Here is a 23,156-nt window from a genome sequence, read left to right on the forward strand (position 1 = left end):
TTGTCAATAGTGAATAGTGAGTGATCTCATTACGCATCATTCATCACTATAGCATCGCCGAAACGCCTGCATGCTGTTTGTTATTAAAATAATACCTGGAAGAAGGTTTGGTAATAAACCATAGGGCCAGTATTGCTCCGTAACTGCCCCCGCGTTCAATAAATTCAAATACTTCCCATTGCGGGTAAAATAGTTCGCTCAACATCTTCCATATAAAAAATATAAGCAACACTGAATGCAGGGGCTTTATAAGTGATATGCATGCAGCAAGTATTTCCAGCGAACCAACAATATGCGCAACACGCACTGTATTGGAAAAGCCAAGCGATGCATATTGATTCAATAAAGATTTTTTTTCTATCAGGTTAAGCCATCCGTGTCCAAGCAGCAAGAGGAATACAATTATCCTTAAAGCGATATAAACCCTTTTAATAACTGCCGGGTTTGACTGTACATCATTAATACCAACAGTTTTAAACCAGCTTTTAAAATTGTTATTGCCTTTAAAGGTTAAAAGCAATAAAGCCAGCGGCGCACCGTAATTACCTGCACGCTCAATAAACTCTGCAAATGGTTCGCCTGATAAAGGCCTTAACGATGCTGTAATGAAGCCCCATATAACCAGCCATCCAAACACAACCCTTAATGGATAAAACAGTATAAGCAGGCCCATACATATATCCATTATTCCAACATAAGGCATGAGCATGTATGATGCATCGCGGGCAATACCAAACACCCCAAAATAATTACACCATACCTCTTTGGTAATAATGCCAAACGAACCATGGCCGATAAAACACATGGCGCAGGCAATGCGTAATGTGTAATATATTTTTTGTGCTGTTCCGTCTTTCATTGTTGTATTCAGAAATTATATTACTGCTTTGAGGTGTTTTACTCATTCATCCACTGCAATCATATTGTCGCTGTAAAACCAATCAGCAGTTTTATTTTTTAAAAAATGCCCTGTTATGAATAACAAGGCCTATTGCTTATATTATGATATTTTTTGTTATTATATTTTACCTGTTGTGTTTATTAAAATTTAATAACACAACGCAATATTTTATGTGATTATCCTGATTGTTTTAAAAATTGCCCCGCTAAGAATAACAGGGCGTGTTTGCTTGTATTATAATAGAGAATCTTTATTCAGCTTCCACCGGCGTTACAGCGTTATAACCTTTCTCTGCAAGCATCTCGCCCATTGGCATGAATGCTTCATCGGTATCGGGCGCCCAAGTTGCAAGCCCGTCCACATAACGGTTATACATGCAAAAAGCAGCCGCTATTAAAACTGTATCATGAATTTCTTTATCAGAAGCGCCTTCAGCTTTTGCTTTTTCTATATGTTCAGGTGTAACATGCTTGCCGCCTTTTTGCACCTGCCTGGCTATTGCAAGCAGGGCGCGCATTTTATCAGACACTGCTGTTTGCTGTAAGCCGTTTTTTATATCTGCAATAAGTGAAACAGGCTGGTTTAATAATGCAGCAGCCGCAGCGCCATGCGATGTGTGGCAGAAATGGCAATCATTCCAGTATGAAACAGAAGATGCTATTAATTCCCTTTCGCCGCGTGTTAAACTGTTATCGTCCACCAATAACACTTCAGCCAGCTCATTTAAAGGCTTTGCCGTTTTGGGGCTGTAATGCATTAAACCGATAATACCTGGTAAATTTTCGTCGTTCAATTGTATGTGTGCCATAAATATTTTTAGTTTGATAAAGTTTAAAAATCACACTGCCAGGAATAGCAGTGTCTATTGCTTGTATTATTGATTGTAGAAATTCATATTTAATAATCATTTATTCAGCCCCATCTGTTCTCGCTCTTAATACAGTAAATTCACCAACCCTTTTTCCGGCTACAAGCCCGGAATCGCAATCCATTTGCGTATGTATGCCTGAAATAAACCTTGACATGGCGGCTTCTTTCGACATAGCTTCATACTTATCCGCATTGGCAGGAAGAATATGCCCTAATATAGTTGCAGCCGCTTCACTGAAGGTGGAATGGCCTGATATATAGGAAGGGAAATTCGGAATACCCGTTAACGTTTTAATATCCGGCATCATCTGCGTAGGCCGCGGATTGAAATAAAAATATTTTGTATTCCAGCAAAGCGTGGCCGCATCCATCTGACCCATATTCAACAAAGCCATGTTACGCGCCCAACGCACCTCGCTGTAATTTTGTTTAATGAAATCTTCGGCGGCTATCGCATTCCAGTGCCCCGATGGTGTATAAGTACCTACGCCATCTGCCCAGTATTGCACAATGCGTTCCTGTTCCCGCGTTGGGTTTTTTATCTGTTTATAAGCCGCATCATTTTGCTGGGCAAACTCGCTGCTTTCTGTGGAGAAAGGCGCGGCAGGCCTTATACGCACAAGCGTAGCCGAATCAAATAGAAATGTTTTCACTTCTCCAAATAAAGGCAGCATGGGCGGGCGTTTGGGCACCTCCAGGCTTTGCCAGGGTTTTTCTCCCCTTGCTGCGGTATTATTGGCCATGTTATTCCATAATTCAGGATTACCGCCTGCCTGGCCCGCTTTATCGGTTCTTGCCCTTGCCGTAAACACAGACGCTATTTGCCTGCCCAATGCTTCCCCGGCTTTAATATCGGCACGGGTGGCTACGCCACTCATTATGGCCGCTTCTTCCTGGTCTTCCAGCTTTTGCTGAACAAACGCCACTTCGGTTGGAAACATCATCTTCATTATTTCAACTGTAGCGCCGGCTATAACGGCTGCCTCTGAAGGATAAGAAGGCAGATCAACCCTGCCGCTTATAGCTTTTACACTTGAATCAACATCATAAGGCCTTTTTTGATTGTATAACTTTTTGTAATACCAGCACGCAACCAATGCATCGTATTGCGCAGCACTTATATAGGCATAAGCCCGCGCTGCATAAGGAGGGTTTGCAAACGGGAACATCGGATAATTAAATGGATCTGCTGCATTAGGTGCGGGATAAGTACCGTCGTCATTCTGGTAAGGTGGCAGATTATATTTGGCCACAAGCTCCCGCATAATCTCATTCCACCGCAAAACACCGCCCGCCGCCCAATAACGCATGTTATTCATTTGTTCGCCTGATAATTTTTGTTGATAACCTTTTATTTCATTCAGGTAGCCGGTATATTCAGGTGTGCCTGGCACTGCCGGTGCTGCCACGGCAAATGTATCCGGCCTGGAAAGCAAAACGAGCTTCCATTCACCGGCATTAAGGTCCTGCGAAACCGGGTTAAGCGCAGGCGTTTTATCTGTTCTGCCTTCAACATTTTTAGAACAGGAAAAACAGATAACGGAACTGAGTGCAATGCCTGTTATTATATAGAATATCTTTTTCATAATCTTAGTGTATTTAAAGGTTAACGTATGCCGCAAAGCTTGCAGGAATGAGAAGAGCTTACCCTTGAATGACCCAACGGGAAAATATAAAAAGCCGAAACGTTAAACTCCCTGGCCTGGCCTACGTTTCTTCCTTTCAATACATAACTGCCGCCGGCTTCCAGTGAAAGATTAGGCAGCTTTTTTAATATATATTTAAAATGAGCGCCCGCAATGCTTGCATTCATGCGGTTACTGGGAAAAGGCATATCGTTTCTTCTTATATCAAAACCACCCAAAGTATAGTTTTGCTGAAAGAAAGCCTCTGCAACTATCCTGAAAGTTCTTATGCCCGTTCTTACATTGTAGCTTGCCATATCAGGCATTTCCACTTCATTGGAAATATGCATTTCATCTGTGTAATAAGATGTGCGGTCAATATGAATATTGTTCCTGTATTGATAAGTGCCGGAAGCCGTTGCAAAGAAATCTTTGTTTTGATAGTCAACCATTAACCGGCCGGAAAAATTAGTGCTGTGCAGGCCAATGGCAATGGGCAGGTAATCTGCCTGGTAATTGGTTAAAGGGGTGGAAAAACCGCCAAGTGTATAAACAGAGAATACGGAACGGGAACCAAGTTTTTTTTCTACCGGCATCCATTTAAGCCATAAAGAAAGATCCTGTATGCCGGCGTCTTTGTGCAGTGTTCCGGCAGTTACCTTATTTTTTATATAAGGCACGCCAAATAATACATTCAGCCTGTCGGTAATTCCATAATTACCCATAAGGGCAAACATATTGGAGTTGAAAGTGCCAATGTTGTCGTTATCTCTTTTTAAAGTGCCTTCCCAGTAATTTTTCCAACTGCTATGGCTGTAAACAGGGCCGACACAAAAATTGTTTTTAGCCATCATAAGGCCGTCAATATCAGTTTGTGCATTGGCCATAAACTGAATAGCCAATAACAGTAAACATGTAAGCAGGTTACGCTTCATGAGGTTGCAATTAATAGTTAGTTGTTCGTTTATTGAAAATGAAATGTACAAGCATGCGGCAGTTACCTGCCGTATTGTAATACAAGCAATGCCTTTAAGCTATTGCAACAAAAATTGAAGGCAATTAAGCTTCGGGAGGCTGTTCAGGCGCGGCGCCTGCGCCTTTTAGTAAGGCGTAATTAAAATAAGATGGGAATAATTTTGTTTCTGATGCAAATGCAAATATGGAAATACTGGTTTGCATTTCTTCATAATCGCTTACAGCGAATTTTACAACCTGGCTATGATCGCCGGCTTTTTTTGAAGCGGTATTATTGCTTTGCAGTTCGTTGGCAAGTTTGAAGAAATCGTCTTTTGCCGATTTTAAATGTGTTTTTTCATTATCAGGAAGACACATTAAAACAAGGTTGCCCTGTGAAATTTTTTGCTTTACGTAGTGATATATTTTACCGTTAAGCGTTATCTCACCATCCTTTCTTTCAAAATCCTTTGAATCCTGTATGTAAGGCATGGAAAGGGGAACGGTTAGCGTAATAAGGTCTGCGTCATTGTACTCTTCTCTATCAATTTGGGCAACAATAGCATTGTTTGCTTTTGCTTCCAGGAAAGAAAACAATAGCCTGTATCCAACAAAATTGAATGCTAAAAGCAGGAGTAGTAATATGGTTGCAAACTTCTTCACGAATAATAGTCGGGGCAAATTAAAATATTAAAATCTGAAATGCAAAAAATATCTTAAGAACGCATTGGCATTGAAAAATAAGCACAAAGCTTGTGGTATGTTTATCTATCATTTTTACCGGCTCATATCAAACCACGCCCCTTCTATGCCTTGTAAGGTTTTGTGCCCAACGAATTCAATTGTATGAAACCCTTTTGCTGGTAATGGCTTGAATATTTTTGAGCAATTGTGTATTATGTAACATAAATTAGCGGGCAAGCAGCCATACTATCATGACACCCGGGGGACAATCAATTTAGTCAGAGACAGATATCATCAGTTCAAACTTTCATTTGAACAAGCCGAAAAAATTTATGAGTTTGAAAAAATAAGCGATTTGCCTTCTGAAAAATACTTTTTTTCTGAATGGGAGGAATTTGACTTCATGCTTGATAACTTCCAGAAAATTTTAGACGAAAGGCAATTGAAAAAATTTGCTACCTGGCAAAAGCAAAATATTGAAATGCATAAGCAGCATCTGATTGACAATGATATAGAACAAGAAAAATACGTTGCTTATTATATGGAAATAGTAAAATTTCATGAACAAAAATTAATCCCGGAATTTTTAAAAGAAAAACGTTCAATTGACGTAGCTGTAAACCTTCACGATAAGCCAAAGGTTGACTTTTTAAAACAGGAATATCAAAAATATTTGAATAATCAAAAGCTTGATATTCTGATATCACATTACAGGCATAACAGATTGTTTGCACCTAAACGTTTGGAAGCATTGTTATTAATGCACCAACTTGAATGCCTTACCCCAAGGTATTCTTCCTTCAAACTTCACATGGATGAACCAACACAAATTGTTGCTGAGTTTTTAATTAGAAAGTTTCATTATTTGCCGAAACAATTGGAAGGCTTTTTTAAATCAAAACAAGAGGAGTATTCATCATATATTGAAAATATTAAATCAAAGTATTTAGGTGAATCAAAAGGTTTCACCGTTACAGTAACTGAAACAGACGAGCAACAAAAGGAAAATCAAATAATGCAAATCATTCTTATAGATAAAGCAAAGTACAGCTGCTAACAAAGGGACAGAAATAGCAATAAACTTTTAATAACACATAAATTCATCAACAACTCTATGCCAGGCAAATTTCAAACGCCAGTTCTTTTACCAAACCCTAAACATTATGTCTCATTGCAATTAACGGCCACTCAAATATCAACCCCACCACTTGTCGCAAACAACTCCTTTTTTGACGTTTTTATACTCTCTTCTCTTTGTGGCTAAGTGATAATTTTGGATTACAAAAAATAAAACTATGGCACGTATCGATCCTCACATTAATTTCAACGGCAATGCCGAAGAAGCATTCAATTTTTACAAATCCGTATTTGGCGGAGAATTCACGCAGATTACGCGTTTCAAAGACCTTAAAGGCACTGAATTTCCGATAGCAGAAAAGGAGGCTGATAAAATAATGCATATTGCCCTTTCTATAGGAAAAAACCTTCTTATGGGAAACGATGTTCCTGAACACATGGGCAGAACAAATGAAAATGAAAACAGGTCTAAAATATCAATCAGCACAGAAACTAAAGAAGAAGCAGATAAGCTATTCAGCGGGCTTTCTGAAGGAGGTCAGATTGAAGTGCCTATTACCGCCAGTGCCTGGGGTTCCTATTTTGGTATGTTCAGGGACAAATATGGGATTGAATGGATGGTGAACTACGATCCCAATAATAAAGGCCAGATGTAGAAGACGGGAAACAATACCTGGTATTTGATTTTTCTGTAATGCTGGCCTAAGAACACATACCGGTTATACTGTTCGCTCGTCATCCGCCTTTACAACAGCGGCTAAGCAAAGTTTGCAACTTCGCTTAGCCGCTGTTTCATCAATGTGCATATTATTTCTTCATCAACTCTCCTTCCGTCCAGGGTTTATCCCTGCCTTCATTTTCTTCCCGCATTTTTTTCACCTCATCAGAACGCACGCCTATAAGATCATTGTTTTTCCCGCCATGATCACCAAATTCAAAACGAACATAACTTAATACTGAAGCGATCCACCCATTATTATTGGCAGCCATAGAAGGCATTTCGCTGGCGTAGGTTTTGCCATCTACAGGGCCTGATAATCCATTCAGCAATATGCGGATAGCATTATCTTTTTGAGATAGCTTTAAAAACTTTGATCCCTGTAAGGCTGGTGCAGTCATTACGCTTGTAACCCCGGCAATTCCCTTTCCTTCATTGCCGTGGCAATTGGAGCAAAGTGATCTGAAAATAACAGCCCCGTTCAAAACAGCCCGCCTGTCGTTTTGCGGTAACCCGCTTACCCTTGCAGCAAGCGCTTTTACAATAGCAGCTTTCTCCAAAGCATCTTTGGTTGCCTTTATCATTTCATTACCGGCATTGTTGTCAACAATCGTTTTTACAACAGCTTGGGCTGCCGTTGCGCCAGATTGTGACATAGAAAGTAATACCTGCACCCGCACATCATAACTGGGGTCTTTTTGCAATTTGGTTACTTCTTCAATCATTGCAGCATCATTTTTCTTCAACCAGCTTTCGCTAATCCAGACAGCAGCTCTCCTTACCTGCGGATCAGCATCAGCAAAGGCCTGCAAAAGCACATTATTATCTACAGCATGTAAACCATCCAGCGTCCATAAAGCATGTAATCGGGCTAATGCATTGCCTTTATTGCCGGCATCAGTTGCTTTGCCTGCTACTATATTTTTCAATTCCGGCACCACGGTTTTATCCCCGCTGATAACGATCAGTTTCTGTGCATTGTCGCGCCACCAGCCATTGGCATGCCCGAGGTATTGCACCAATTTGTCAACCGGTTCGTCAAGCATTTTGGGTTGCGGGTCACGCTTGCCGCCATTATACACCACACGGTAAATGCGGCCATGATCGATATTGGCAGCAAGGCCTAAACTGTCAATTTTATTCCGCAGAAAAGTACCCGGCTTTGTCCAGTTACCCTGCTGAATAATGCCGCGGTACATATCTACAATATACAAATTGCCATCGGGGCCGGTTGCGGTGTTTACCGGGCGGAAATTCATATCCTGCGAAGCAATAAACTCCGCACTGTCATAAGCATTTTTCAATGTTGTTTTTCCCTCTTTTGTTTCCACTTTGGCCCTGCGTATAATGCGCCCCACAGGTTCGCACACCAGGTAATCGCCAACAAAGTCTTTCGGCAGTGCATCTCCCCTGTAAATAGACTGGCCACAACAGGCTGTAAAATGATTAAGTGTGTTATTGGGTCGAAGCCTTTTTACACCGCCTTCTACATCAGGTGTAGCCATTATAGACCATACCTGCTGAAATTCAGGAGTAAACTCATCAGGAAAACCAAGCTTTCCATAAACCGGGTTGATCTGGAAACCAAGCACAGGCGTTTCGCCACCGGCGCTTGAATAAAATAACCTGCCATAATTATCATGCGTTACCCCCCATTGGCCGCTACCACCGCTGTGAATAGTATCCGCTTCAATCATACCATTCACATAACGAAACCGCAGCCCCTCGTACGTCATATACATCCAGTTATCAATATTCCAGTCTAACCCGCTGCGCTGATGTTCCATATTGGCATCACTGGCAGTATAGGCATCATTTTTATATACCACCCGTTTCACATCTGCTTTACCATCTCCGTCTGTGTCTTTATAACTGGTAATGGTGATGGTATTGGTTTCATTCACCAGCAATTCATTGCCTACAGATTGCATCATTCTTGGCAACAGCAGGCTGTCAATAAAAACAGAGCTCTTATCCATTTTTCCATCATTATCTGTATCCTCCAGCAACATTATGCGGCTAAGGGGCAACTGTTCATCTGACGCATCTGCATCTCTCATATAGGTAAGCATCTCCGCAACATACATTCTGCCATTGGCATCCCAGGTAATGGCTACGGGCTCCTGTATCATGGGCTCACTCGCCACCAGTTCTATACTGTATCCTTCAGGGAGATACATTTTCTTCATGCTTTCCTCCGGCGACAGGTATGCTGCCGTGGGATGGGGATTAAAAACCGGCTTTTCATTTTGATCGCCGGATTTACAACAAGGTAATAAGGCAATGATGGCTACTGCAAATAGTGCTAACAAAGCATGTTTCATTCTTTAATAAAATTTCAATGATGGTGAATAATTAAAACCGGTTTCAGCGGGCTATGTGTTTAAGCCGCTATCGCGTATAAATCGTTTTATTCTGGTTACTTAGCAATCATCTGGTTTACCAACAGGCGCAGCAACCTTGCGACAAAATAAAGCTAAATTTCTTTGGATAAGGTTTAGTGTGATTGTAATGCTTTTTTTCTCTGTGGCTGATAAGGATATAATTACAATAGTATAGAATCAAATTTGTGATAAAAGAAACAGCCTCGTAAAGGCGATAATCTGGTAACCAGCTAATGCAATAATTGTATTAGCCCTGTAAGGGCGTCACTTCATTAAAATGCCGCCCTTACAGGGCTTCCATGCAAAATCACCTTAACATTTCCTACCAAACTTTCGCTCCTGGCGGAGCTTTGTTTCCGGGCATAGTATTCTGCTTAATTTATGGTAATGCATCATTCTCTTTAAAAGAGATAACTCCCGACACTTAATTTGTGGTAAAAGATAGAAAAAAAAGCCTCATAGAGGCGATAATCTGGTAACCAGCCAATGCAATAATTGTATTAGCCCTGTAAGGGCGGCACTTTATTAAAATACTGTCCTTGCAGGGCTTCAATGCAAAATCCTCATTACATTTTCTGCCAAACTTTCGCTCCTGGCGGAGCTTTATTCCCGGGCATAATCTTCTTAATTTATGCTAATGCATCATTCTCTGTAAGAGACGGTTTCAGACACTTACTTTGTGGTAAAAGACAGAAAAGAAAAAGCCTCATAGAGGCGATAATTTGGCAACCAACCAATGCAATAATTGTATTAGCCCTGTAAGGGCGGCACTTCATTAAACTACCGCCCTTACAGGGCTTTCGTGAAAAATCATCTTTACATTTTCTACCCAACTTTCGCTCCTGGCGGAGCTTTGTTTCCGGGCATAGTATTCTGCTTAATTTATGGTAAAAGACAGAAAAGAAAAAGCCTCATAGAGGCGATAATTTGGCAACCAGCCAATGCTATAATTATATTAGCCCTGTAAGGGCGGCACTTCATTAAAATACCGCCCTTACAGGGCTTCAATGCAAAATCCTCATTACATTTTCTGCCAAACTTTCGCTCCTGGCGGAGCTTTATTCCCGGGCATAATCTTCTTAATTTATGCTAATGCATCATTCTCTGTAAGAGATAACTCCCGACACTTACTTTGTGGTAAAAGTCAGCAAAGAAAAAGCCTCATAGAGGCGATAATTTGGCAACCAACCAATGCAATAATTGTATTAGCCCTGTAAGGGCGGCACTTCATTAAACTACCGCCCTTACAGGGCTTTCGTGAAAAATCATCTTTACATTTTCTACCAAACTTTTGCTCCTGGCGGAGCTTTATTCCCGGGCATCTCCCTATCTGGCAGTATAAGTTTTTTCTCTTCGGCTGATAAGGATATTAACCAACAGGGAAATTCAGCAAGTTTCGGATTTTCTGCCACAGTATGCATTCCAATCTTTGCCATAGAATTTAAAAATGAAAAACAATGCAAAGATTTAAAGACAAATTCGCACTTATCACAGGAGGAACAAACGGAATGGGATTTGCCACCGCCCGGCAATTCATTAACGAAAACGGCAAAGTAATCATCACAGGGCGGAGCGCTGACACGGTAAACAAAGCCGTAGAGAAATTAGGGGCAAATGCTTTTGGTATTGTTTCAAATGCCGCCAATATGAAACATATATTGCTTTTGCAGGAACAGGTAAAACAATATACAGACAATATTGATTTACTCTTTGCCAATGCCGGTTACGGAAAGTTTGCACCCATTGAACATGCTGATGAAACGCATTTTGACGAGTTGTTCAATATGTTAGTAAAAGGAACATTTTTTACCGTAAAGCAAATATTGCCATTAATGCACCGGGGAAGCACTATCGTGTTAAACACTTCTGTTGTTACTGAAATGGGGATAACAAATTTCTCGGTGTATTCAGCCGCCAAATCAGCTGTGCAGTCATTTATTAAAACCTTTGCGGCAGAGTTTGCAGAAAAAGGTATTCGTGTGAATGGCATCAGCCCGGGATACATTAAAACAAATGGGTTTAACAATACAGGTTTAAGTCCTGCACAAATTGAGGATGTTGTTCAAAGCATTATCCCAGCTATACCATTCAAAAGGTTTGGCGAGCCTTCCGAAATTGCCAATGCAGTATTATTTCTTGCTTCGCAGGAAGCCTCATACATACACGGAACAGAATTAACAGTGGATGCGGGGTTTTCAATTATCAGGTGATAGGTAGTATAAAGCCGCACAAAAAATTTACCATGCAGGCTAACCGCAGCGAAGTGTTGCAACCTATCAACAAACAAAAAAGCCTCACATTACTGTAAGGCTTCTAAAGTTGCAAGGGGAAGGATCGAACTTCCGTCCGCCGCGGCGGATATGAGCCCTCACTCAATTATTATAATTGCAAGTTTGCAATAAGCTCATTCCAAATCCATTCCCTGCCTTTACCTGTCTTTAATTCTTTTTCACGTAAAAGCGCTTCCTGTTTCGTATTGAAAACTTCAGTGTGAATTATCTGCCAGGGCCGGTATTTTATTGCCCACCCCTTGTTGCCAAGCTGATTATGAGATAAAAACCTTGCAGCAATATTTGTTGTAAAACCTATATATATTTTATTGTGCGGCAAAGAATATAAAATATATATCGTGTACATGAATTGGGTTTATTTAAAGGTAACCTATCAACAAACAAAAAAGCCTCACATTGCTGTAAGGCTTCTAAAGTTGCGAGGGGAAGGATCGAACTTCCGACCTTCGGGTTATGAGCCCGACGAGCTACCGCTGCTCTACCTCGCGATATATAAGTTTAATTAAATCTAAGAACTTGTAAATCGGGGTGCAAATATAAGGCGGTATTGCTACCGGGCAAAACTTTATTTAAGATATTAGCTTTTCTTTTTTACAGTTGATCCGCCGCTTACGTCAAGATTGGTAATATTAGCCGCGCCGGAATAACGGATACTGCTGCCGCCGCTTGCTGTGGCTTGTATTGCTTTATTTACATTGATACTTGCAGATGATGCCCCCGTTGCTTCAATCCTGCAATTTTCAGCCGTTAAATCACCTCCTTTAAAATTGCTGGCGCCGCTTGCATCCACTATAAGATCAGTTGCAGTGCCATTAATATCAGTAACGGAAGCGCCGCTCATATCCAAACTTGTTTTGCCGCTGTTTATTGTACCTTTAAAATTACTGGCGCCGGTTTGAGAAAGATCAAACGAAGCTGCTGTAAAATTCGCTTTTGCATTGGATGCACCACTCAGTTCAAATTTTATATTGTTACCTTTTATTGTTCCGTATAAATTACTGGCGCCGGAAAGTTCCAGTTTTAAATCATCTACTTTAACAGGATCGGTTATTTCCACATTGCAGGCGCCGCTCACATTCAGCGATTCAAGCGTGGTAAAAGTTATGTAAGCTTTTAAATGTTTATTGCTCCAGTTCCAGCCATTCCAGGCGCCATTCTGCACAAAAATTCTAAGCACGCCATTTCTTACTTCTGTTTTTATTTTACCTATCGCATCCGGGTCGGTTGAGCTTACAGCAACACCCTGTGTGCTGCCTTGCGAGAGATATAAATTGATAGCGCTTGAAATATCAATCTTTGTAAAATTGCCTACATTCCTAACCTGCGCATTTGCATCGCGAACCACATTTTGCGCATTTAAAGTAAAGCCTGTTGCAACAAGGAGCAGGCAAAAAAATATCTTTTGCATGATTTGGTTTTTGAATGAAACGAATATCCCGCAAAAAGGTTACATGCCAATTAAAATTTCTGCTATAATTTCGCGGCTCGAACCTAAAAGGTTTTTACAACCTGAAGGTTAATAAATCCCGGGGTGCTTTGCACAAGCAAGGCTGAGATTACACCCGTTGAACCTGAACAGGGTAATACCTGCGAAGGGAAGGTGAGCTTCACTTACAGCTGCACGTCCTATAGCATTATTCCTTGTTCCCATTTGTGAAATTAAATTTTGAAGAAAATGAAAAAAATTTTGGGAACAGTTGCATTCTTAAACATCCTTTTTGCAACATCGGCGCAAAACATCAGCGGCACAGTGACCGATAAAAACAACAGCCCGCTAAATGGCTCAACAGTTATCGTCAGTACAAAAAATTTCAGGCAATCCAGGCTTACGAACGAAAGCGGTTCATTCAATTTTTCAAACCTGGATCCTTCTTTAAAATATAAACTGGTTATTGAATATGTGGGCAAACAAACATTTGATACAATTACTACGGCACAGCAAAATACAATGTTGAATATTATACTTGATGAAGCTGCCGCCTATCTTGAACCGCTTGAAGTACGCGCTGTGCGTGCATCAGACAAAGCGCCGTTCACCAAAACCAATATTTCGAAAGATGAAATAGCTAAAATTAATCTCGGGCAGGACTTGCCATTTATACTCAATCAAACGCCATCGGTAACCACCACAACCGATGCAGGCAATGGCGTTGGCTACACAGGCATCCGCATACGCGGAACAGATGCAACAAGAATAAACGTAACGCTAAACGGCATTCCTTTTAATGATGCGGAAAGCCTTGGTTCCTTCTTTGTTGACCTGCCTGATTTTGTTTCATCTGCTAATTCCATACAAATACAACGCGGCGTTGGCACTTCTACCAATGGTTCGGGCGCTTTTGGCGGAACAATTAATATCAGTACAAACGAGGTGAACAAAAAAGCTTATGCAGAATCGGACAACAGCTTTGGTTCATTCAACACCTGGAAAAATACCATACGGCTGGGCAGCGGTTTGCTGGGCAATCATTTTACGCTGGATGCAAGGCTTAGCCGCATTACAAGCGATGGTTATATTAACAGGGCAAGCAGCAAGCTTACTTCTTTTTATACATCTGCCGCATATATTGGTAATAAAAATTCTTTACGGCTTAATATTTTTTCGGGCAAAGAAAAAACATACCAGGCATGGAATGGCGTACCGCAGGATAGTTTAAAAACCAACAGGCGGTATAATTCTGCAGGCACGGAAAAACCGGGATCGCCTTACAATAATGAAACAGATAATTATACGCAAAAACATTACCAGTTGTTTTACGATCATTCTTTCAGCAGCAAACTAAAATTCAATACAGCGTTTTTTCTTGTAAGGGGCAAAGGTTATTATGAAGAATACAAAGCAGGTGAAAACCTTGGCGATTATGGATTAAGCGATACAGTTGTTACCGATCTTATAAGGCAGCGCTGGCTGGATAATTATTTTTACGGGCAGATACTCTCACTTCAATATAAAACCCAAAATGATGAACTAACCATTGGCGGAAGCTGGAATATATATGATGGAAAACATTATGGTAAAATAACCTGGAGTGAAGCAAAAGTTCCAAACGATTATAGATATTATAATTTACCCGCTAGAAAAACAGATGAGAATATTTATGTGAAATGGATGCACAGCATCAACACAAAATGGAACACGTTTGCTGATGTGCAATATCGTTACGTAATGCACAACATGCAAGGATTTGAAGACAACCATAATTTATTCATAAAAAGAAAATTCAACTTTATCAATCCCAAAGCAGGCATTAATTATAGCTATAACGGATGGAATGCTTACCTGAGCTATGCATTAGCACATAAAGAACCTAACCGCGATGATTTTGAAGCAAGCCTGCAGCAGCAGCCAACAGCTGAAACACTGCATGATTTTGAAGCAGCCATAGAACGCAAAAAAAATAAATACAATCTCTCTGCAACGTTTTATTATATGCTGTATAAAAACCAGCTTGTGCAAACCGGGCAGATAAATGATGTGGGGAGTTATACAAGAATAAATGTGCCCAACAGCTATCGTGCAGGTGTTGAATTGCAGGGCGGCGTTGCCATTAATTCATGGTTAAATGCAGGCGGCAATATTACTTTCAGCAGTAATAAAATAAAACGCTTCACGGAATATATTGATGACTGGGACAATGGCGGGCAAAAAGCAGTTGAACATTCCAATACAAACATATCCTTCTCTCCCAACACTATTGCGGCAGCAACTGTAACATTTATTCCTTTAAAGAATATGCAACTGAATTTTGTGAGCAAATATGTTGGCAAACAATACATGGATAATGCCCAAAATGAAAACCGCAAGCTCAATGATTATTTTACGGAAGACTTTCGTTTGAATTATACTTTGTATAAAAGGTTATTTAATCAAATTGATTTTATAGTTGCCGTAAATAACATTTTCAATAAACTGTATGAGCCAAATGGCTATACCTATCCTTATATGTATGATGGCGGCTTAATAAACGACAATTATTATTACCCGGCGGCAGGCACGAATTTTATGATTGGATTGAACATTAAACTGTAATATTTTTTGCTTTACTGCTGGTGCACCGGCGCCAGCAGTATAAGCGATACGCCTTTATCGGTTTGAATATCAAGTTCAGCATTTAAAACACCGGCGCGTTCATGTATTTGCTGTATGGTTTGTTCTGCGTCTGTATTTTTAAATGAAGTTGTAGCGTTATAAATTTTTAGCAGGATTTTCCTGTTGTGATAATCAATGTTAATCAATGTTGGAGCAGTGCTGTTCCCGGCTTCTGCTATACAGCGCAAAATGTTTTTAAATATCAGGAAAATTTCATGTCGCAGCTTCATATCTGTTTTTAATAAACGAACGGTTTCATCCACTCCCATTTGTATCTGTACGGGATAAGTATTTTGCAAAGCCTCCGCATATTCTTTCATGCGCAGGATTGTTTTTTCCATGCTGTCATTCTCCGGGTTTAAAGTCCACATCATATCATTCATGCCATCAATCATGCTGCGGCTTTTGGTATTTATCTGCTCAATAAAATCTTTCGACATATCAAGGTCTTTATCGGCTTTAATCCTGGCCATTTCACTCAGCAGGCTTATATGGTTCAATGTTGTATTTACATCGTTGTGCAGGTTCCTGGCTATTTGCGTGCGCACTTTTTGCAAAGCCTGTATTTTTTTTATCCGCTCTTTATCAATCCAGTAAAACACAGCAAAAACCAGCAGTATTATCAACCCAAAAAACCACCAGCTAAGCCAAAAAGGAGGAACTACTTTTATGTGAAGTTCTGTAGTAGCAGTTTCCCTGCCTTCAGTGTTTTCCGCTTTTACTTTAAAAGTATAATTGCCTGCAGGCAGATAATTATAAACCGCTTCATTAAGTGAAGAAGCAGGATGATAAGCTTTGTCGATGCCTTCAAGCATATAATAATAATTCAGCTTGTTTTGAGGCGTAAAATTCAGGGCGCTGAACTCAATGGAGAAAAAAGTATTATTGTATTGAAGCGTGATTGCATGCAGGCTGTTTAAAGAATCGATTGATAAATACCGGTTCCCGGTCTTAAAATTTGTTATCAATACTTTATCCGGCAGGTGCGCAGAAACCACGGAAAGCGGGTTGAAAACAACAAAATTTTTATCGGTTAAAAAAAGAAGCCTTCCATCTTTCAATTTATAATCTCCTGCCGGCACAAAAAGATCATACGTAATACCATCCTTTCTGTCGAAAGTGGAAAATATTTTTTTAGAAAGATTGAACCTGCATAACTGGTTAGCCATTCCAAGCCACAAGATGCCTTTATCATCAGCTTCTATGCTTACAACCGTATTGGAGGGCAAGCCGGTTTCTGTGCTGATGTGCGTTATTTTATTGGTGTTCAGGTTAAGTATATCCAATGCGTCATTAGCTATCAGTAACAGGCTGTCATTAAAGGCATATATATCATTTACATTATTAGACCACAACCCCTCGTTGTTTAAATTATTTTTAGAATAATGAAACAATAACTTGTTGGTTGTAGCATCATATTTACTAAGCCCGCCATTTAAATAACCCACCCAAATGGCGCCATTTTTACCTGTGTACATTTTCTGGATATAATATCCTTTCCTGCCGTCAATAATTTCATATCCTTTATGAAAATCCCCGTTGGCTGCACCCATATTCCATTTAACAATACTACCGCTTTGCAGCCCGAACCAAAGATTGCCAAATTTATCTTCAGCAACTTTTCTTATCGTGCTTCCACTAAAAGCTTTTTCATTCAGCATTTCAAACTTTTTCTTTTCAGCATCGTATATACCCAATCCGCCACCCTGGAAACCCATCCATATTAAACCGGTTTTGCTGTGTTCATGCAGGCACCACATCATATAATTGCGGGTGAGTTCCTGCAAACCCTGCGGCATTGATATTGGATTGAAATTATTATCGTAATAATACAATCCGTTACCCCATGTGCTTATAAGAATGTTACCATTTTTTAACTCGCAGGCTTCTGATACAGGAGCTTCATGCGGTTGTGCATCTGTGGGGCGCTGCACTTTATGAACATCAAAAACCTGCATATCAGGATTAAATATAAATACGCCATTATCGGTTGCAATCCATATATTATGCTGCCGGTCTTCCATCATTTTATAAACATGATCGAAGGTTATACTTTGATCGCCGGTATATGCATTTTGTATAAGCTGGAAAGGCGCCTGTTTATTGCCTGTATATTCTGCAATAAAACTTCGCCCGTAAAACCATTTGCGGCCATTTTGCTGAAACAGGTTTCCTCCTATTTCAGTATAACCAAAACTGAATTGCCGGTTTATGCTGTATGTTTCTTTCGCACCTGTTTTTAAACTCTGTTTATGTATAAATGGCGCCCATGACACCAATGGCCAGCTATTGTACCATAATGTATCATTAACATTGGCAAAAAAACCGGCTCCCGCTGTATCATTCTTTACAGCATGTATATAAATATTATTATCGGGGTTATGGCCCCTGTAATTGAGGTTGCCGGTTTTAAGATTATAAACAATTATTCCGCCATCAATGGATATCCAGAATTCAGTTTCATTTATGTTAGTTATTCCATACAGCCGTTTGTTTTCAGGTGTTTTAAAAGATATGGTTCGTTTAAATTTTTTCAATGCAGGATCATACAGGAAAAAGCCAACATTCCTGGCATGCAGAACCATATAGCCGTTATAAGCATTTCCATAAAAAGTAATATTATATGGATTTGAAGGGTCTTCATCTTCTACAGGCACAGCAGTAAATAAAAAAGTATGCGGGTTAAAGAAACCAATCTTGTTGCCGGTATATAACCAAAGGTTCCCATCTTTATCTATGTTTAGCTGCGGCACAAAATCTGAAGGTATTGAATGTGGATTTGTGCTCGAATGCCTGAATGTAATAAACCGCTTGCCATCAAAGCGCTGCAGGCCGTCAATAGTGGCCATCCAGATGTAACCCTGTTTATCCTGCACTATACTGTAAACGGTATTTGACACAAGGCCGTTAGCTGTACTGTAATGCGTAAAAGCATACTGCTTCGCCTGCTGCGAAAACGCAGGCAATAAAAAGAAGAGCCATAAAAGCAACAGTAAACAGCGGCGCATGAATAAATTTGGTACTCAAATATAAAAATCAATAGCACGATTATGCCTATAACTTTCCAGGCAATTACATAACCTGCATAATTTAATGTATGAATTGTTTTTATGAAGGATGAATTGTACGATTAAGGAATTATTTGAATTGATAAAAAATGCTTACCGGGCTGGCGGTTTAATGATAAGCTATAATTATTTATCGCATGCAGCAACTCCATAATTCTGACTACATTTATGGCGCATGAACCTTCCATATTTTTACGAAGAAAACATTCAGCAACTTGTGCATGTTTTAAGTGAAGAAACCAGCAAACACTGCGTGCAGGTGCTGCGCATGAAAGCAGGCGAAGAATTACAGCTCACCGATGGAAAAGGGAGTTTGTTTACAGCAACAATTATTAATGCTGATAAGAAACATTGTGGAGTAAAGATGGAAGCTGCAAGCCTCAAGCTGCAAGCTGCAGGTAATGTTTCAATAGCCATATCATTGCTGAAAAACCCATCGCGTTTTGAATGGTTTTTAGAGAAAGCAACGGAAATAGGCGTTAGTGAAATCATCCCGCTTATTTGTGAGCATACAGAAAAAGAACATTTTCGTTTTGACAGGATGCATAATATTCTTATCTCAGCTATGCTGCAAAGCCGGCAAACATGGCTGCCGCATTTACATCAGCCTAAAAAATTCAATGCATTTATTAATGAAGGTTTTGATGGCATAAAGCTGATTGCACATTGTGTGGAAGAAGAAAAAAAAACAGTTACTCAAATAACTGCAGCTTCTAAAAACAAATTAATACTGATTGGCCCCGAAGGCGATTTTTCTGCCACAGAAATCAGCAATGCACTGGAAAAAAATTTCATTCCTGTAACGCTTGGCAATACAAGATTACGCACAGAAACTGCCGGTGTTGTTGCTGCTGCGTTACTGGTTAATATGGGTTGATCTTACACTTCACTCATCAAATAACTGCAATGCCTATTTTGTAAATCCTTACTTTACGCGTTTAAAATTTTTCCTATGATGAATAAACTGCTTTATGCGGCTTCTTTCTTGATAATCTTTTCTGCCTGCAACACGAACAAAGAATATATAGCAGGCAAGTTTATTGAAACAGGCTATATGGATTCAGCCGTAAAACCCGGCGATAATTTCTTTCAATTTATAAATGGCAAATGGATCGATACCGTTCACATTCCTGAAACGGAATCCGGCATTGGCGCTTTTGATGACCTTTATTATGGTACACGCGACAGGCTGCATGCACTGCTCAATTCTGTATCAAAGACTGAACAAAAAGCTGGCAGCATAGAACAAAAGGTTGCTGATTTTTATGCGTCGGGAATGGATTCGGCAGCTATTGAGCAACGTGGTTATGATCCTGTAAAACCTTACCTGCAGCAAATTGATTCCATTAAAGATGCAACCGGGATAATGGCTTTTGTCAACAAACTGGAAATGGAAAACAGCAATCCTTTATACGGCCAGGGCGTTAGCCCCGATGAAAAAAACAGCGCTGTAAATATTGCCATTTATACACAGGCAGGCATTGGTTTGCCAGACCGCGATTATTATTTTAAAACAGATTCATCTACTGCAAAAGTGGTGGCTGCTTATAAAAATTATATGAAGCAGTTATTCATGCTAACGGGCAGCGATTCTTCAAAAGCAGCTATAGAAGTGGCGCAGGTATATGAGCTGGAAAAACAATTGGCATCAAGCCATAAAACCAATGTGCAGCTAAGAGACCCGCAAACTAATTATCATAAAATGGCGGTGGCTGATTTAGATAAGCAAATGCCTGTTTTTGCATGGAAAAATACATTAAGCACTATTGGCGTGCATGCAGATTCCGTAAATGTTAGCCAGCCTGAATATTATATTAAACTAAACCAGCTATTACAATCAATACCGGTTGATGTATGGAAGTCTTATTTTAAGTTTCATGTTTTAAATGATGCAGCCAGTGCGCTCAGCAGCGATTTTGTAAATGCAAAGTTTGAATACGCCGGTAAAGCCTTAAGCGGCCAGCAAAAATTAAGGCCCCGCTGGCAGCGTATGGTGGTAAATACAGATAATACTCTTGGTGATGCTTTAGGCCAGCTTTATGTAAAAAAATATTTTACAGGAGATGCCAAACAAAGAATGCTTGATATGGTAAACAACCTTCAAAAAGCATTTGCCAAAAGAATTGATAACCTCGACTGGATGAGCGACAGCACCAAAGCTGTTGCAAAAGATAAGCTGAATGCATTTTTAAAGAAAATAGGTTATACCGATAAGTGGAGGGATTACAGTAAGGTTACCATAACCAGCGATAAATATTTTGAAAATCTTCTATCATGTGCTAAAAATGAATATCAATACCAGGTAGATAAAATTGGCAAACCGGTTGATAAAACAGAATGGGAAATGTCACCGCCAACCATTAACGCCTATTATAACCCAACGTTCAACGAGATTGTTTTCCCGGCAGGCATATTACAATTCCCATTCTTTGATCCGAATGCTGACGATGCCATTAACTATGGCGGCATTGGCATGGTAATAGGCCATGAAATGACGCATGGCTTTGATGATGAAGGCGCACAATATGATAAAGACGGCAATCTTAAAAACTGGTGGAGCAAAGAAGACAGTGCAAAATTCGTAGCAAAATCGAAACAGGTAATTGATTTATATAACAGCTATGTAATAATTGACAGCATACATGTAAACGGCGCTTTAACCACCGGCGAAAACATGGCAGATATTGGCGGTGTTGCCATTGCTTACGATGCTTTTAAAATGACTAAACAAGGCCAGGATACAACCAGGATTGATGGCTTTACGCCAGATCAAAGATTCTTTATTTCTATAGGGCAGGTATGGCGTGAAAAATTAAAGCCTGAAACCATGCGTTTTTATGCAAATGTTGATCCCCACTCTCCTGCCATGTTCAGGGTAAACGGGCCGCTGGCCAACTTCGGCCCTTTTTATAAAGCATTTAATGTGCAGCCTGGTGATAAGATGTTTATACCGGAAGATAAGCGGATTAAGATCTGGTAATGATGGGAATAGGGAATTAGTAATTGGGATAAAGGCTGGTTCTTTTGAATATTGATTATTGAGCGTTGGTTATTGATTATTTGAACCACTCAATGTTCAATACAAAACAATCATGTTCATTTAGCTGATGAAATAATTGAGCATTGATTATTTATTCAAAAAATATTTTGGCGTATTTGTTTAACACATTACTTTCGCGCAGCAAAATGCAAATGATTAAGAAACATACAAAGTGCATAAAGACATTCTTTAAAAAGGAAGGTGCATGATGTTGTATGCTTAATGAAGATAAAACAGAAAGCCTTCCAAAAAAACGGAAGGCTTTTTTAATGCCTTGCATAATAAAGTCAGAGGCTTTGCGCATAAACCTGTGAAGTGCGGAGACTTTGCAGAGCGAAATGTTTTTCAGTGCTGAACAGAATTATTACAGCTTCAGTGTGCGACGCAACAGAAGCCGGATAGATATTCAAAAGCTTAATTCATAAAAATAAAAAAACCATCACAAAATGAAAGTTGCAGTAGTTGGCGCAACCGGCCTGGTTGGCTCAAAAATGTTACAGGTATTAGCGGAAAGAAATTTTCCTGTAACGGAGTTATTTCCCGTAGCAAGTGAACGTTCTATCGGTAAGGAAGTTGAGTTTAAGGGAAAGAAATACAAGGTTATTTCTTATGAAGATGCTATTGCCGCCAAACCAAACGTGGCTATATTTTCTGCGGGTGGCAGCACCTCGCTTGAACTGGCGCCTAAGTTTGCAGCAGCCGGCATTACTGTAATTGATAACTCCAGTGCGTGGCGTATGGACCCATCAAAAAAATTAGTTGTGCCCGAGCTGAATGCAGATGCATTAACTGCTGAAGATAAAATTATTGCCAATCCTAACTGTTCTACCATTCAGATGGTAGTGGCATTAAACCCGCTGCATAAAAAATATGGCATTAAGAGAATTGTTGTAAGCACTTATCAAAGTGTAACAGGTACAGGTAAGAAAGCCGTTGACCAGTTGTATAATGAACGTAAAAATGTAGCTGACGGCCCCATGGCATATAAATATCCTATTGACTTAAATGTTATTCCGCAGATAGATGTATTTCTTGATAACGGCTACACCAAAGAAGAAATGAAAATGGTGAACGAAACAAGAAAGATTATGCGTGATGATAATATTATGGTTACGGCTACCACCGTGCGCATACCCGTTGTTGGCGGCCACAGTGAAAGTGTTAACGTTGAATTTAATAGCGATTTCGATATTGAAGAAGTAAAGAAAATATTGAGTGAGGCGCCGGGTGTTGTGGTGCAGGATGACCTGTCTGCGCAGGTTTACCCTATGCCTTTATGGGCGCATGAAAAAGACGAAGTGTTTGTAGGAAGGATAAGAAGGGATGATACGCAACCAAACACTTTAAACCTTTGGATTGTGAGCGATAACCTGCGTAAAGGTGCTGCTACCAATGCAGTGCAGATTGCAGAATACCTGTCGGGCAAAGGATTGTTATAGGCTTCATTTGCTTAA

General features: G+C 39.9%; 16 protein-coding genes, 1 tRNA gene and 1 riboswitch. Of the genes, 7 read left to right on the forward strand and 10 right to left on the reverse strand.

The window, feature by feature from the left end:
- Nucleotides 1-46: 46 nt before the first annotated feature.
- The 5 genes from BM015_RS14800 to BM015_RS14820 all read right to left on the reverse strand — a co-directional run bounded on the left by BM015_RS14800 (nt 47) and on the right by BM015_RS14820 (nt 5,013).
- Nucleotides 47-859 carry a hypothetical protein gene (locus tag BM015_RS14800; protein WP_090660071.1) on the reverse strand — a complete coding sequence of 271 codons (813 nt, stop codon included), beginning with the start codon at nt 857-859 and terminating at the stop codon, nt 47-49.
- Nucleotides 860-1,151: 292 nt separating this feature from the next.
- On the reverse strand, nt 1,152-1,709 hold the full coding sequence (locus tag BM015_RS14805) for a carboxymuconolactone decarboxylase family protein (RefSeq protein WP_090660074.1): 558 nt from the start codon (nt 1,707-1,709) through the stop codon (nt 1,152-1,154).
- Between the two features lie 100 nt (nt 1,710-1,809).
- On the reverse strand, nt 1,810-3,357 hold the full coding sequence (locus BM015_RS14810; RefSeq protein ID WP_090660077.1) for a vanadium-dependent haloperoxidase: 1,548 nt from the start codon (nt 3,355-3,357) through the stop codon (nt 1,810-1,812).
- Nucleotides 3,358-3,377: 20 nt separating this feature from the next.
- On the reverse strand, nt 3,378-4,331 hold the full coding sequence (locus tag BM015_RS14815; RefSeq protein ID WP_177191919.1) for a hypothetical protein: 954 nt from the start codon (nt 4,329-4,331) through the stop codon (nt 3,378-3,380).
- Nucleotides 4,332-4,455: 124 nt separating this feature from the next.
- Nucleotides 4,456-5,013, reverse strand: coding sequence for a hypothetical protein (locus BM015_RS14820; RefSeq protein ID WP_143075880.1), 558 nt, complete (start codon nt 5,011-5,013; stop codon nt 4,456-4,458).
- Between the two features lie 376 nt (nt 5,014-5,389).
- On the opposite strand from BM015_RS14820, the gene BM015_RS14825 reads away from it, so the two are divergent.
- Both BM015_RS14825 and BM015_RS14830 read left to right on the forward strand, forming a co-directional pair.
- Nucleotides 5,390-6,091 carry a hypothetical protein gene (locus BM015_RS14825; protein ID WP_090660083.1) on the forward strand — a complete coding sequence of 234 codons (702 nt, stop codon included), beginning with the start codon at nt 5,390-5,392 and terminating at the stop codon, nt 6,089-6,091.
- Nucleotides 6,092-6,329: 238 nt separating this feature from the next.
- Nucleotides 6,330-6,767 (forward strand): VOC family protein, encoded by a 438-nt coding sequence (locus BM015_RS14830; RefSeq protein ID WP_090660086.1) that lies wholly within the window; start codon nt 6,330-6,332, stop codon nt 6,765-6,767.
- Between the two features lie 151 nt (nt 6,768-6,918).
- On the opposite strand, the gene BM015_RS14835 is transcribed toward BM015_RS14830, so the two are convergent.
- Nucleotides 6,919-9,153 carry a DUF7133 domain-containing protein gene (locus BM015_RS14835; RefSeq protein ID WP_090660089.1) on the reverse strand — a complete coding sequence of 745 codons (2,235 nt, stop codon included), beginning with the start codon at nt 9,151-9,153 and terminating at the stop codon, nt 6,919-6,921.
- Between the two features lie 1,517 nt (nt 9,154-10,670).
- Here BM015_RS14835 and BM015_RS14845 point away from each other — a divergent pair.
- Entirely contained in the window at nt 10,671-11,423 is a 753-nt protein-coding gene (locus BM015_RS14845; RefSeq protein ID WP_090660094.1) for an SDR family oxidoreductase, read from the forward strand.
- Between the two features lie 169 nt (nt 11,424-11,592).
- Here the strand turns inward: BM015_RS14845 and BM015_RS14850 are convergent, their stop codons facing one another.
- From BM015_RS14850 to BM015_RS14860, 3 genes are all read right to left on the reverse strand, one after another.
- The gene (locus tag BM015_RS14850) at nt 11,593-11,850 is read right to left on the reverse strand and encodes a GIY-YIG nuclease family protein (RefSeq protein ID WP_090660097.1); all 258 of its coding nucleotides are present in this window, start codon (nt 11,848-11,850) and stop codon (nt 11,593-11,595) included.
- Nucleotides 11,851-11,920: 70 nt separating this feature from the next.
- Nucleotides 11,921-11,992 (reverse strand) — tRNA-Met (locus BM015_RS14855).
- 89 nt (nt 11,993-12,081) lie between these two features.
- A complete protein-coding gene (locus BM015_RS14860) occupies nt 12,082-12,912 on the reverse strand; it encodes a head GIN domain-containing protein (protein ID WP_090660100.1) in 831 nt (276 codons plus the stop codon).
- A 109-nt stretch (nt 12,913-13,021) separates the two neighbouring features.
- Nucleotides 13,022-13,119: riboswitch (TPP riboswitch) on the forward strand.
- A 60-nt stretch (nt 13,120-13,179) separates the two neighbouring features.
- Between BM015_RS14860 and BM015_RS14865 the strand changes: the two genes are divergently transcribed.
- Complete coding sequence (locus BM015_RS14865) at nt 13,180-15,534, forward strand: TonB-dependent receptor (RefSeq protein ID WP_090660103.1); 2,355 nt, start codon at nt 13,180-13,182, stop codon at nt 15,532-15,534.
- Nucleotides 15,535-15,545: 11 nt separating this feature from the next.
- Here the strand turns inward: BM015_RS14865 and BM015_RS14870 are convergent, their stop codons facing one another.
- Nucleotides 15,546-18,602 carry a ligand-binding sensor domain-containing protein gene (locus tag BM015_RS14870; protein ID WP_090660106.1) on the reverse strand — a complete coding sequence of 1,019 codons (3,057 nt, stop codon included), beginning with the start codon at nt 18,600-18,602 and terminating at the stop codon, nt 15,546-15,548.
- Between the two features lie 235 nt (nt 18,603-18,837).
- Between BM015_RS14870 and BM015_RS14875 the strand changes: the two genes are divergently transcribed.
- From BM015_RS14875 to BM015_RS14890, 3 genes are all read left to right on the forward strand, one after another.
- Nucleotides 18,838-19,539, forward strand: coding sequence for a 16S rRNA (uracil(1498)-N(3))-methyltransferase (locus BM015_RS14875; RefSeq protein ID WP_090660109.1), 702 nt, complete (start codon nt 18,838-18,840; stop codon nt 19,537-19,539).
- 75 nt (nt 19,540-19,614) lie between these two features.
- Nucleotides 19,615-21,642 carry a M13 family metallopeptidase gene (locus BM015_RS14880; protein WP_218148505.1) on the forward strand — a complete coding sequence of 676 codons (2,028 nt, stop codon included), beginning with the start codon at nt 19,615-19,617 and terminating at the stop codon, nt 21,640-21,642.
- Between the two features lie 506 nt (nt 21,643-22,148).
- Nucleotides 22,149-23,141, forward strand: a complete 993-nt coding sequence (locus BM015_RS14890; protein ID WP_090660118.1) for an aspartate-semialdehyde dehydrogenase — start codon at nt 22,149-22,151, stop codon at nt 23,139-23,141.
- Nucleotides 23,142-23,156: the final 15 nt, after the last annotated feature.

Source organism: Parafilimonas terrae, assembly GCF_900115755.1.
Classification (GTDB): Bacteria; Bacteroidota; Bacteroidia; order Chitinophagales; family Chitinophagaceae; genus Parafilimonas; species Parafilimonas terrae.

Excerpts from the sequence above, each read along its gene's own strand:
- BM015_RS14865 (WP_090660103.1), top strand. The coding sequence starts at position 13,180 with ATGAAAAAAATTTTGGGAACAGTTGCATTCTTAAACATCCTTTTTGCA.
- BM015_RS14815 (WP_177191919.1), bottom strand. The coding sequence starts at position 4,331 with ATGAAGCGTAACCTGCTTACATGTTTACTGTTATTGGCTATTCAGTTT.
- BM015_RS14875 (WP_090660109.1), top strand. The coding sequence starts at position 18,838 with ATGAACCTTCCATATTTTTACGAAGAAAACATTCAGCAACTTGTGCAT.
- BM015_RS14890 (WP_090660118.1), top strand. The coding sequence starts at position 22,149 with ATGAAAGTTGCAGTAGTTGGCGCAACCGGCCTGGTTGGCTCAAAAATG.
- BM015_RS14880 (WP_218148505.1), top strand. The coding sequence starts at position 19,615 with ATGATGAATAAACTGCTTTATGCGGCTTCTTTCTTGATAATCTTTTCT.
- BM015_RS14870 (WP_090660106.1), bottom strand. The coding sequence starts at position 18,602 with ATGCGCCGCTGTTTACTGTTGCTTTTATGGCTCTTCTTTTTATTGCCT.
- BM015_RS14850 (WP_090660097.1), bottom strand. The coding sequence starts at position 11,850 with ATGTACACGATATATATTTTATATTCTTTGCCGCACAATAAAATATAT.
- BM015_RS14800 (WP_090660071.1), bottom strand. The coding sequence starts at position 859 with ATGAAAGACGGAACAGCACAAAAAATATATTACACATTACGCATTGCC.
- BM015_RS14835 (WP_090660089.1), bottom strand. The coding sequence starts at position 9,153 with ATGAAACATGCTTTGTTAGCACTATTTGCAGTAGCCATCATTGCCTTA.
- BM015_RS14845 (WP_090660094.1), top strand. The coding sequence starts at position 10,671 with ATGCAAAGATTTAAAGACAAATTCGCACTTATCACAGGAGGAACAAAC.
- BM015_RS14810 (WP_090660077.1), bottom strand. The coding sequence starts at position 3,357 with ATGAAAAAGATATTCTATATAATAACAGGCATTGCACTCAGTTCCGTT.
- BM015_RS14805 (WP_090660074.1), bottom strand. The coding sequence starts at position 1,709 with ATGGCACACATACAATTGAACGACGAAAATTTACCAGGTATTATCGGT.
- BM015_RS14860 (WP_090660100.1), bottom strand. The coding sequence starts at position 12,912 with ATGCAAAAGATATTTTTTTGCCTGCTCCTTGTTGCAACAGGCTTTACT.
- BM015_RS14830 (WP_090660086.1), top strand. The coding sequence starts at position 6,330 with ATGGCACGTATCGATCCTCACATTAATTTCAACGGCAATGCCGAAGAA.